The organism is Bacillus sp. FSL H8-0534 (assembly GCF_038005885.1).
In the GTDB taxonomy this organism is placed as follows: Bacteria; Bacillota; Bacilli; order Bacillales; family Bacillaceae_G; genus Bacillus_A; species Bacillus_A pseudomycoides.
This window is the reverse complement of record NZ_JBBOUC010000001.1, coordinates 903,286-915,000: the sequence shown is the minus strand read 5'-3', so window position 1 is coordinate 915,000 and position 11,715 is coordinate 903,286. Positions and strand designations below refer to the sequence as shown.

At 34.9% G+C, this 11,715-nt stretch carries 11 protein-coding genes; 9 read left to right on the top strand and 2 right to left on the bottom strand.

The genetic code is table 11. From position 1 onward, the window contains the following. The first annotated feature begins 17 nt into the window (after nucleotides 1–17). Together MHH71_RS04765 and MHH71_RS04760 are read left to right on the top strand one after the other, a co-directional pair. A complete protein-coding gene (locus MHH71_RS04765) occupies nucleotides 18–1,754 on the top strand; it encodes a helix-turn-helix transcriptional regulator (RefSeq protein ID WP_050774434.1) in 1,737 nt (578 codons plus the stop codon). 120 nt (nucleotides 1,755–1,874) lie between these two features. After that, entirely contained in the window at nucleotides 1,875–2,789 is a 915-nt protein-coding gene (locus MHH71_RS04760; RefSeq protein WP_006094718.1) for an alpha/beta fold hydrolase, read from the top strand. A gap of 50 nt (nucleotides 2,790–2,839) precedes the next feature. On the opposite strand, the gene MHH71_RS04755 is transcribed toward MHH71_RS04760, so the two are convergent. Both MHH71_RS04755 and MHH71_RS04750 read right to left on the bottom strand, forming a co-directional pair. Continuing rightward, on the bottom strand, nucleotides 2,840–3,415 hold the full coding sequence (locus MHH71_RS04755) for a nucleotidyltransferase family protein (protein ID WP_006094719.1): 576 nt from the start codon (nucleotides 3,413–3,415) through the stop codon (nucleotides 2,840–2,842). A 163-nt stretch (nucleotides 3,416–3,578) separates the two neighbouring features. After that, on the bottom strand, nucleotides 3,579–4,376 hold the full coding sequence (locus MHH71_RS04750) for a lipid II flippase family protein (protein WP_006094720.1): 798 nt from the start codon (nucleotides 4,374–4,376) through the stop codon (nucleotides 3,579–3,581). A gap of 234 nt (nucleotides 4,377–4,610) precedes the next feature. Here MHH71_RS04750 and MHH71_RS04745 point away from each other — a divergent pair, with 234 nt between their 5' ends. The 7 genes from MHH71_RS04745 (at nucleotide 4,611) to MHH71_RS04715 (ending at nucleotide 11,606) form a co-directional block, all read left to right on the top strand. Further along, the gene (locus tag MHH71_RS04745; RefSeq protein WP_029427374.1) at nucleotides 4,611–5,276 is read left to right on the top strand and encodes an HAD family hydrolase; all 666 of its coding nucleotides are present in this window, start codon (nucleotides 4,611–4,613) and stop codon (nucleotides 5,274–5,276) included. A gap of 234 nt (nucleotides 5,277–5,510) precedes the next feature. Continuing rightward, nucleotides 5,511–6,950, top strand: coding sequence for a GntP family permease (locus MHH71_RS04740; RefSeq protein ID WP_033798845.1), 1,440 nt, complete (start codon nucleotides 5,511–5,513; stop codon nucleotides 6,948–6,950). A gap of 108 nt (nucleotides 6,951–7,058) precedes the next feature. After that, nucleotides 7,059–8,273, top strand: coding sequence for an iron-containing alcohol dehydrogenase (locus tag MHH71_RS04735; protein WP_006094723.1), 1,215 nt, complete (start codon nucleotides 7,059–7,061; stop codon nucleotides 8,271–8,273). A gap of 43 nt (nucleotides 8,274–8,316) precedes the next feature. Further along, a complete protein-coding gene (locus MHH71_RS04730; protein WP_018782128.1) occupies nucleotides 8,317–9,756 on the top strand; it encodes a GntP family permease in 1,440 nt (479 codons plus the stop codon). Between the two features lie 118 nt (nucleotides 9,757–9,874). Further along, nucleotides 9,875–10,597, top strand: a complete 723-nt coding sequence (locus MHH71_RS04725) for an aspartate/glutamate racemase family protein (protein WP_033798846.1) — start codon at nucleotides 9,875–9,877, stop codon at nucleotides 10,595–10,597. 98 nt (nucleotides 10,598–10,695) lie between these two features. Continuing rightward, complete coding sequence (locus tag MHH71_RS04720) at nucleotides 10,696–11,169, top strand: SAM-dependent methyltransferase (protein WP_006094725.1); 474 nt, start codon at nucleotides 10,696–10,698, stop codon at nucleotides 11,167–11,169. After that, nucleotides 11,166–11,606, top strand: coding sequence for a GNAT family N-acetyltransferase (locus MHH71_RS04715; RefSeq protein ID WP_018766435.1), 441 nt, complete (start codon nucleotides 11,166–11,168; stop codon nucleotides 11,604–11,606). The genes MHH71_RS04720 and MHH71_RS04715 overlap by 4 nt, the downstream gene beginning before the upstream one ends. Nucleotides 11,607–11,715: the final 109 nt, after the last annotated feature.

Here is an 11,715-nt window from a genome sequence, read left to right as displayed (position 1 = left end):
TTTGGCAGGAATGGGTAATGATACTTATTCGGATCACTTGGATTGTTGCAATTGTTACTTTGACATATCAAGATAATCCAAACTTTCCACTTGAGATTGTTTTTATAAGTACATTTCTGTCTTATGTCATACCTGTCATATTATATAAATTACAAAGTGAATTATATGTAGTAACAGAAATTATCTTAGTAGGTGGACTTTCGCTTTATTTTGCATATACATATCATTTGGCTCAGTTTTTATCTCCTGCAATTTTGACGCTTGCATTTTTTTGTCGTGGAAAAGTAAATTTCTATGCATTACCTGCAACGATAATTATCTGTGTATTGGGAGTTTTCTTGAATTTCGGGTTTGATCGAAATAAGCTGCTTCTAAGTATATTTGATGTTCTCTTTATATATGGCGTAGGTCATTTACTACAAAGAGTTGTTTATTCTATGGATGCTATTAAGAAAAAACTGAAATTGATTAAAGATAAGAATGCAATTTTAGAACAATATTCGTCCCAAGTAGAAAGAATAACTTTGCTTGAGGAAAGGGATAGAATGGCAAGAGAATTACATGATACGATAGGATATAAATTTACTTCGGTTATATTGAGTATGGAAACATTACGATCACATCTAGCAACCAAGGAGGGAGAGGGGAAATTACAAGAAATATTAGATATATCACGATCTGCATTAGATAATATTCGAAGACAGGTTCATGAAATGGATCCTCAAGAGGAATCAAATCTAGATGTGTCTTTATTGAACTTAATAGAAGAGTTTAAGAGTAATACAAATGTTCATGTTGTTTTCCGTACGGTTGGAGAATATTATCCAATGGCTAAAAAACTGAAGAGAACTTTCTGTCGGTGTTTACAAGAGGCAATGACAAACGCAACAAGACATGGGGGAGCAGAAACGATACAAGTTCTTTTACAATATCATAAAAATTATGTGATGCTTCAAATACAAGATGACGGTATAGGCATGGAAGTTATGCAGGAGGGCTTTGGTTTATCGGGAATGAGAGAACGCCTAAGTGAATATCATGGAAATTTGAGTATTGATTCCACTAAGGATACAGGAACAATTGTGACTTGTTTGATTCCGACCTTACATAAAGAAGAATCATTTGCCCAAGATAAGATTCATATATTAGTAGTAGATGATCAGCCTATCATTTCAGATAGCTTAGAACTTTTATTGGATAAATACGGTTTTCGCGTATCGGTTGCGAATAGTGGGGCACAAGCCTTAAAGCAATGTGAAGAAAGGCAGCCAAATGTTGTTATTATGGATATACAAATGCCTAAGATGAATGGGATTACAACAATGAAGAAAATCAAAAATAGGTGGCCAGATACTAAAATAATTATGGTCACAACTTTTGAAGAAACTTCTAGTGTTTCAGAAGCGATTGAAGCGGGAGCAGAGGGATATGTACTTAAATCTGTTCAACCAGAAGAGTTAGTAGCGGCTATTCGATTAGTACATTTAGGTGGGACAATGCTATCTCAGGACGTGGCGACTCGCTTATTTAAAGAATATAGTTCAATGCCGAAAAAGCCTCCTTATGAATTGACTCCTCGTGAAATGGACGTATTAGGTTGTCTCAAAGAAGGGCTTCGCTATAAAGAAATTGCAGCAAAGCTATTCTTATCGGAAGGAACTGTAAGAAATTACGCTTCTTCAATTTATATGAAACTTCAAGTATCAGGAAGGGGAGAAGCTGTAAAAAAAGCATTGGATGAAGCTTTTCTATAAAAAATTTAAAATGGAGGATGAGAAAATGTACTATTATGTTACGGATATATAACATGTACGGATTCGTGGTCCTCCTATTTGTATATGGTGTCGAAATATAAAAAATAGGAGGAGAAAGAGATGAAACAAGAAAAAGAGGTGCTATTACAAGGTAAAATGGTGAAAGTACGCGGGAAAAAGCTGTATGTGGAGATGCATGGATCACTAGAGAAGCATCCTGTATTGTATCTTCATGGAGGTCCTGGAGAGATGTGTTTTGATTTTTCCTATCATCAAGCACATAGATTACAAGATTCTTTTCGACTCATTGCCATTGATCAACGTGGGGTAGGACGTTCAGAGGAAATTGGACAGAAAGAGCCATTTGGATTGCAAGATCTTATCGAAGACTGCGAAGAGCTAAGGAAGATGTTACAAATTGAAAAATGGTCTGTTATTGGACATTCCTTTGGTGGGTTTCTAGCATTGTTATATGCAGAAATGCACCCACAATCTATTCAAAAAATTATTTTTGAAGGGCCAACTTTTGATTTTGCATTAACTAGTAGAGCGTTATTAAAAAAGACAGGAACTTTGTTAATGGAGTATGGGAAAGAACAGCAGGGAAAAGAATGTATAGCTATCGCAGAGAGTAATGCTAGTCCAGAGGAATTGCTAGAAGCTTATTCGAAATTAAGTGATGAATTAGAAGAAAACAGAATGGAAATATATAATTACGTTGAGGATGAAACGGATTATAGTTTATATAGTGAGGGAGAATGGGAAGAGTTTTATAAGCGTTCCGCAATTCATTTTATAAGATTGAAAGAGGAAGGGGAAATTTATCAATCTTTATTATTAAAATTAAAAGATGTCGAGAATCCAATGTTGCTAATCATAGGAAAACACGATGTAGTAACTTGTGAAAAACACATTGAAGTATTTCAAAGAGATACTCAAAATGGTAAAGTCATAGTCTTTGAAGAATGTGGTCATACACCGCATTATGAAGCGGCAGAGCGATTTGCAGAAACGGTAATTGATTTTTTGAAGTGAATTAGAAAAAGGTGCTTCATAAAAATGAGAAGCACCTTTTTTCTTCATGTTTAAATTTCAGGATGGAAGATTGTAATGTTAGGCCATTTACTTTGCCAGTTCTTTTTTTGTAATCTTTTTTTATACATATTAGTGCGCTCTTTCGTTTCGAGGAAATGAGGTGTTGGCTTCACCTGTAACGTGAGAACATCTTCTATTCCGCAAGGGGCGGTTAATACAATATTATCTTGGTCATCTAATGTAACTCCAAGAGCAGTCGCTGTTTCTGGGAATTTAGAAATTGCATCGACTGAAGATGAATAAGGTGGCATGTTATTGACTACATGCATGCGAGCTTGATTTTTCACTGACCATGGAATAGTAGAATCTATACTTTTAAGCTTATTTTCTAATTTTTCTTCGGTGGATTCACTTATATGTAATGGGTCAAAATAGATGATATCTATATCTGGCGTTAGAGTTCTTACTTCGTATCCATGAAGAACATCCAAAATTTTAGAACGAACAAATCCAGCGCAAACCCACCAATCAGGCAATTGTAGGGATTTTGCTGTCTGTAATATTTCCATCATCCAAGTATCATTTTGTATGAGTTTAGTAATATCTTGTTCTGTTTTCATATACATACATTCCCCTCCTTGTTAAATGTAACTTTTCATTTAAGTAATTTAAGAATTTTTGAATATAGTATATCTTTCTCTTCATCAAGTATTGCTTCTGTTAATCGAGCTGTCATAGTGGGAAGTATCATTCACTGATCCTCACCATCAAGGATGATGTAGTGGTCATTTAATGCATGAGTTTAATAATCCACAAAATCCAATGTGCACCAGGTACAAATAAGAGCTGTGCTAATAATGTACCGAGAAATCTTGAAATCATAAGCCAACCGAACATTTTCCCCATTGTATCAGCGCCATTTTCTGATTGAAGAGCACGCTCTGTTAAAAGGGCAATGCGCGGATCTAAAAGCACAGTTAATAAGATTGTGGCAAATCCATTAACGAGCCCGGATGCCGTACTGGCATTCGTCGCATAAGTCGGATTTAAAAAGGAAGCGTACAAAGCAGAAAGGACACCTGCAGTATAGATGGCGGTTGCAAACATATTAATGAGCATAATTCGTTTCGGAATACCACCAATTCGCATACGGTGAATCATTTCAAATTTAGGAAAACGAACATATTTTTTTGTATACTTCAATTTTTGTATATTGTTTGTTTTCATCATTCGAATGAATGAACCGTCTGTTTCAAAGTTTTGAATTACATACCCAAATAGCTTTGTGAAAGTCGGATATAGAATAATTGCGAGCAGTGTACCGATGGAAGCTGTGAATAAAACGAGACGTATTGCTCTTTCTAAATCAATAGAGGAGTCTATCTTGGCCTGATCAACGATACCGCCAAGTAAAAAAGCTTGCAGTAAGTTGGATGTTCGTGAAACCAGCAACACCAACCCAACTACGGATAGGGAAACAGCAATCTTTTTTAAACGCACACCTGCTAAGCGAATACTATAAGAACTTGTTTCGACTGCATGGATGATAATCGTGAAAGCCATTATGAAAATTAATGTTTTCGTCATTTTTGGTCACCATTTTTCTATGAAATTATACTTATAATACAACAAGAACATAGTTTTGAGTATATATATTCGTGGCTCAGACTGTTGGGAAGAAGCTAATGTGTAAAAAAAACAACATAAATATTCAAAATAAATATTTTGATAATATAGAAAGGATGGTGATTTTTCTGTTAGAGGGGGATTTGTGTCATGCATACATATTATAGTAATCGTGCAAAAGAGTATGAAGCAGGGATGTATACAACATTTCTATTTGATTTAGATGGAACATTAACAGATCCGAAAGAAGGAATTGTAAATTCGGTTTTATATGCATTGCGAAAAATGGGAATAGATGAACCGAATCAGAAAGAGCTAGATTCTTTTATTGGTTCACCAATTCAGCATTCGTTTGCAGATAGATACGGAATGGACGAAAAACAAGTAGAGCAAGCTGTTACATATTTTCGTGAATATCTAAAGCGAAGCGGCCTACTTGAGAATAGTGTACATGAGATGATTCCCTATATTTCACAAAAGTTAAAAGATGAAGAGAAACGATTATTTGTTGCAACTTCAAAACCCACTGTATTTGCAAAACAAGTTTTAGAACACTTTAACTTGATTCATTTTTTTGAAGAAATTGTTGGTAGTAATTTAGATGGAACCCGAATAAAGAAAGATGAAATTATTGAATATATTTTGCATACAAATCCAGAGTTGCAAAGAGAAGAGATAGTGATGATTGGGGATAGAAAGCATGACATGATAGGAGCTAATTGTAATGGGATTGACTCTATCGGTGTATTGTATGGATATGGGAGTGAAGAAGAATTAAAAGAAGCAGGAGCGACGCATATTGTGAAACATGTCGAAGAGTTGCGAAGCTTTTGTACAAAAGACAGAATTTTTAAAATATAAAACAAAAAAGCAAATCCCTTTATAACGAGTAATAGTTAAATTGTTTTCGTTTAAAGGGATTTTTCATATGTAATAGAATAGTAATAAATATGCTATTTTAATTATAAAAATTTTGTTAGAAAAGGGGGAGGAATGTCAGTATTTGAATCGTTATAAAAGCGATATTTTGTAGGGATACATAGAAAAAATCCGGATTGAAAAGATTGAATTTTCAGTCTAAGGAAGGTGAGAGAATTGGAGCTAGTTATTATTTTATTAGCACTTAGTTTACTTATGTTTGTTGCCTATAGAGGATTTTCTGTTATTTTATTTGCACCGATTTTTGCTCTATTTGCAGTGTTTTTAACAGAACCTAGTTTTGTACTGCCTTTCTTTTCGAATATTTTTATGGAGAAAATGGTAGGCTTTATTAAGTTGTATTTTCCAGTTTTCTTACTAGGTGCTATTTTCGGTAAAGTAGTAGAAATGTCTGGAATTGCAGATTCTATTGCTAAGACAATTATTGAAATAGTGGGTGAAAAACGGACCATTTTGGCTATCGTTTTAATGGGGGCTGTTTTAACTTATAGCGGTGTGAGTGTTTATGTTGTTGTGTTTGCAATATATCCATTTGCTGCAAAATTGTTTCGTCAAGCGAATATTCCGAAGCGCTTAATACCTGGAACAATCGTTCTTGGAGCTGTCACGTTTACGATGGATGCACTCCCAGGATCACCGCAAATTCAAAATGTAATCCCGACAACATTTTTTAAAACAGATATTTATGCAGCACCTATACTTGGTATTATTGGTGCTATTTTTGTCTTAACGTTAGGATTGATCTATTTAGAGAGTCGACGTAAGAAGGCGAAAGCAGCTGGAGAAGGATATTTTGGTTTTGAAGATGGGAATTCTGAAATGGCAGCATCACTGGAGTTAGAGCAAAAGAATCATACTTCTCTTCAAAGTATTAAAATTTCAAGAGTACAGCAAGTCGTTGCTTTTGTACCACTTATTTTAGTAGGAGTTATGAATAAGTTTTTTACAATAACAATACCAAAATGGTATCCAAATGGTTTTGATTTTTCCTCAATTGGAATGAAATCGTTTGGTAAGATAGAGTTAAGCGCAGTACTTGGTATTTGGTCTGTAGAATTAGCACTCATCATTGGGATTATAACAACGCTTTTAGTATATTGGAAGCGTGTTGTAACAGGATTTCAAGCAGGATTGAATACAAGTATTGGAGGAGCATTGCTTGCAACAATGAATACAGGAGCAGAATTCGGCTTTGGTGGCGTAATTGCAGCACTTCCAGGGTTTGCGATTATGCGAGATAGCATTTCTGCAACATTTACTAATCCACTCGTAAATGGAGCGGTGACAACGAATATTCTTGCTGGTATTACTGGTTCAGCATCGGGAGGAATGGGAATTGTATTAAGTGCAATGGGAGATAAATTTATTGCAGCGGCAGAACAATATCATATTCCACTTGAAGTTATGCATCGTATTGTTTCAATGGCATCGGGAGGGATGGATACACTTCCACATAACGGAGCAATTATTACAATCCTTACTGTTACAGGATTGACACATAAACAATCGTATCGTGATATATTTGCTGTGACAATATTGAAAACGGTCGCTGTATTTTTAGTAATTGCTTTTTATATGTTTACAGGAATCTACTAATAAATTTATTAGTCTGGGAGGAAATAATTAATCGAAGTGGAATATTACATTTGATAATTTATACAATGGAAATTTCACATTATAAAATATTTAGTAGGGAAAGAAGGAGTGGGTTATTTGCAAGAAATCGCAGAGTTTCGTATGCCAAAGAACGTTTTGTACGGGAGAAATTCACTGGAGAAATTAGGAGAACAAGCAATTAAACTAGGGAAAAAAGCTTTCATTATCAGTGATTCTATTATGAAAAAACTTGGTTATATTGATGCGTGTGTGAAACTACTAAAAGCGAAAAAAATAGATGTTATTACTTATGAAAATGTAAATGCGGAACCAACAAATATCCACGTTTTGGAAGCGTTAACGATATGTGCAGAGTCAAAATGTGATTTTATTATTGGGCTTGGTGGAGGAAGTTGTATTGATGCAGCAAAAGCTGTAGCAGTTCTGTTTACAAATGGAGGAGAGATTGAAGATTATGTTCAAAATCATGTGGAAATAGAAAAGCAACCATTACCCCTTATTGCAATTCCAACAACATCTGGTACAGGATCAGAAGTTACAAGTGTTGCTGTTATTACAAATACAAAAACAGATGTCAAAATGATGATTAAGCACCCAAATTTCACGCCACAAATCGCGATTATCGATCCCTTATTGACACGTTCTGTTCCACCGAATATTACTGCAGCAACAGGTATTGACGCACTATGTCATGCAATTGAAGCATATCTTTCTAGATTTTCGCAACCGCTTACAGATGTATTAGCACTTGCAGCAATTGGAGCGATTATGAAACACTTGCGGATTGCCTATGAAAAGGGGACAGATATAGAAGCACGAGAAGCAATGATGATTGCATCCTTACAAGCTGGCATTGCTTTTTCAAACGCATCGGTCACTTTAGTCCATGGAATGTCACGCCCAATTGGAGCACTATTTCATGTACCCCATGGTATATCAAATGCGATGTTACTACCAGCAGTTTTAGATTTTACAAAAATTTGCTCAGTCAAACGCCTCGCAGATATTGGGCGGATTATAAATCCGGAATTACATTCATTATCTGATGAAGAGCTTGCTAACCATGCTATTTTTGAAATAAAGAAACTCTGTTTGGATCTACGTATTCCTAATCTTAGGGAGTACGGAATTGATCAGGTTGAATTTGAAAATGCTCTTTCAAAAATGGCGAAAGATGCATTGGCTAGTGGGAGTCCGAGTAATAACCCACGCATCCCTTCTTATCATGAGGTGAAAAAATTATATCGTATATGTTTTGACTATCAATATGAAAATTCTATAAGTACCTCAATAGATTTCTGAATATTATTAAAATATTTCCGCGGAAATGAAAAGGGGGCAGGAGATGGAATTAGTAATTATTTTATTGGCTCTTTGCATGCTGATGTTTGTTGCCTATCGTGGTTTTTCGGTTATATTATTTGCCCCAATTTGCGCGCTATTTGCGGTTTTATTAACAGAGCCAAGTCACGTATTACCTTTTTTCTCTAATATTTTTATGGAAAAAATGGTTGGGTTTATTAAATTATATTTTCCAGTATTCTTACTCGGAGCAATTTTCGGTAAGGTAGTAGAAATGTCAGGGATTGCGGAGTCTATTGCAAAAACAATTATTCAGCTAGTTGGTGTCAAACGTTCCATGCTAGCAATTGTTCTGATGGGTGCTATATTAACCTATAGTGGCGTCAGTTTGTTTGTAGTTGCTTTTGCGGTATATCCATTTGCAGCTAATTTATTTCGAGAGGCTAATATTCCAAAACGATTAATACCAGGAACAATTGCTCTTGGAGCAATTACATTTACAATGGATGCTCTTCCAGGGACACCGCAAATTCAAAATGTTATTCCAACGACATTTTTTAAAACAGACATTTATGCAGCACCATTTCTTGGAATCATTGGAGCGGTCTTTGTATTTCTTGTTGGTATGTTGTATTTAGAAAGAAGACGAAAAAAGGCAGAGGAAAGTGGCGAAGGTTATTATGGTTGTGGAAATGAGAATTCTGAAATGGCAGCTACAACTGAAACAGAACAAAATATAAAACCAGCTATTCATACTCCCGAAATTACACCACTTCGCCAAGTACTGGCTTTTATACCGCTTATTTTAGTGGGGGTAATGAATAAAGTTTTTACAGTGATGATTCCAACATGGTATCCAAAGGGATTTGATTTTTCATCTATTGGATTAAAAACATTTGGCAAAGTGGAACTTTCTGGTGTGCTAGGCGTATGGTCTGTTGAACTGGCACTATTAATCGGAATTATTACAACGATAATTTTAAATTGGAAACGCTTATTTACAGGATTTCAAGCTGGCTTAAATGCAAGTATTGGTGGTGCATTGCTTGCTGCTATGAATACTGGAGCAGAATATGGTTTTGGGGGAGTTATAGCAGCATTACCCGGCTTCGGTGTCATTCGGGACAGTATTTCTACGACGTTCACAAATCCTCTCGTAAATGGTGCAGTTACTACAAATGTCCTTGCGGGAATTACTGGATCAGCATCAGGAGGAATGGGGATTGCTTTAAGTGCGATGTCGGAGAAATACATTGCGGCGGCAGAACAATATAATATTCCATTTGAAGTGATGCATAGGATTATTTCAATGGCATCAGGAGGAATGGATACATTACCACATAACGGTGCTGTCATTACATTATTGGCAGTAACTGGATTAACACATAAGCAATCCTATCGTGATATTTTTGCAATTACTATTATTAAAACAATAGCTGTATTTGTTGTGATCGGTGTTTATAGCTTAACTGGAATTGTATAAGAAGAACTGAACTAAAAAAGGACATTTGTTTGTTTAACAAATGTCCTTTTTGTTATGTTAAAATTACATAATAATGTTGTATAAATTTTAAATGAGAAAATAAGGGGGAATGGGTAAGATGAAAATGATAGGTCTTATTGGTGGAATGAGCTGGGAGTCTTCTTCTGAATATTATCGCATTATTAATGAAGAAGTAAAAAAGAGGTTAGGAGGATTACATTCAGCGAAATGTCTTTTATATAGCGTTGATTTTGAAGAGATTGAACGATGTCAATCTGAAGGTGATTGGGGAAAAGCGGGGAACGTATTAGGAGAAGCTGCATATTCTCTTGAGAAAGCTGGTGCAGACTTCATTGTTATTTGTACGAATACAATGCATAAAGTGATTAGTAATATTAAAGATAAGGTGAGTATTCCTATTTTACATATCGCGGATGCAACAGCTATGGAAATAAAGAAACAAGGAATTCGATCAGTTGGTTTACTCGGAACGAAATATACAATGGAACAAGATTTTTACAAATCACGTATAGAAGAAAAGGGTATGAGAGTAATGATACCAAATGAAACAGATAGGGAATTAGTAAATAGAATCATATATAACGAGTTATGTTTAGGAAAGGTTAATCAAACATCAAGAGATTCCTATAAAGAAATAATAAATCGTTTCGTACAAAATGGAGTAGAAGGAATTATATTAGGTTGTACGGAAATAGGGCTATTAGTAAAACAGGAAGATTCTCAAGTTCCTTTATTTGATACAACTTTTATACATGCTGTTGAAGCTGTAAACATCTCTTTAGGAGGTTATTTGGATGTGGTGAAAAAGAATAAAAAATAATTACATAACTTTATTATATAAACTAATCCGATTGTGTCGATGGAAAATATTCAGAAGATACTTTATAATGTAAGTGGTTACAAAAAGGGGGAGTATGGATGTTTTCACTTCGGCCAATTGCTTTTGTACATAATGAAAGAAAAATGATAATGGATGATGAATGGGGAGATGTACAATCTCTTATTACATTAACGGATTCATATGCAGAAGAGAGTATACAAGGAATTGAAGATTTTTCACATATTGAAGTAATCTTTTATTTTCATAAAGTGAAAGATGAACAGATTCAATATTCGGCTAGACATCCACGAAATAATAAGGAATATCCGAAAATAGGTATTTTTGCACAGCGGGGGAAAAATCGTCCTAATCGATTGGGGGCGACAATTGCAAAAGTTGTAAGGCGAGAAGGAAAATCAATTGTAGTTGAAGGATTAGATGCAATTGACGGTACACCTATATTGGATATAAAGCCTGTTATGAGAGAATTTTTACCGAATGAAGATATTTTACAACCTGAATGGGTAACGGACCTTATGAAGGAGTATTGGAAAGGAAGCGAAGTAAAGTGAAAATATATGAAGCGACAATTGAAGATTTAGATGGAGTAGCATCAGTATTTAATAATTATCGTACCTTTTATAAACAAGAGTCGAATGTGGGAGAAGCACGAGTATTTTTGCGTAATCGCATAGAGCGAAAAGAATCTGTAATTTTTGTAGCTGTTGAAGATGGGGAGTACCTTGGATTCACACAATTATATCCTTCTTTTTCATCAGTTTCGATGAAAGAATTATGGATTTTAAATGATCTATTTGTACAAGAAGGTAAACGCGGCGCAGGTATTGGAAAAAAATTATTAGAAGCGGCTAGAATTTTCGCACTAGAGAACGGTGCAAAAGGATTAAAATTGCAAACAGAAATAGATAACATATCAGCACAGCGATTATATGCCGAGAATGGATATTTGAGAGATAATCGTTATTTCCATTATGAATTAACTTTCTAAATTCAATATTAATACAGGCGAAAATACAAACCGAACTCTATCATTCAACGTATATTACTATTGTGCAAGTTCCTGTGAATACAACGTACAATATTATTTGCGATTGCTT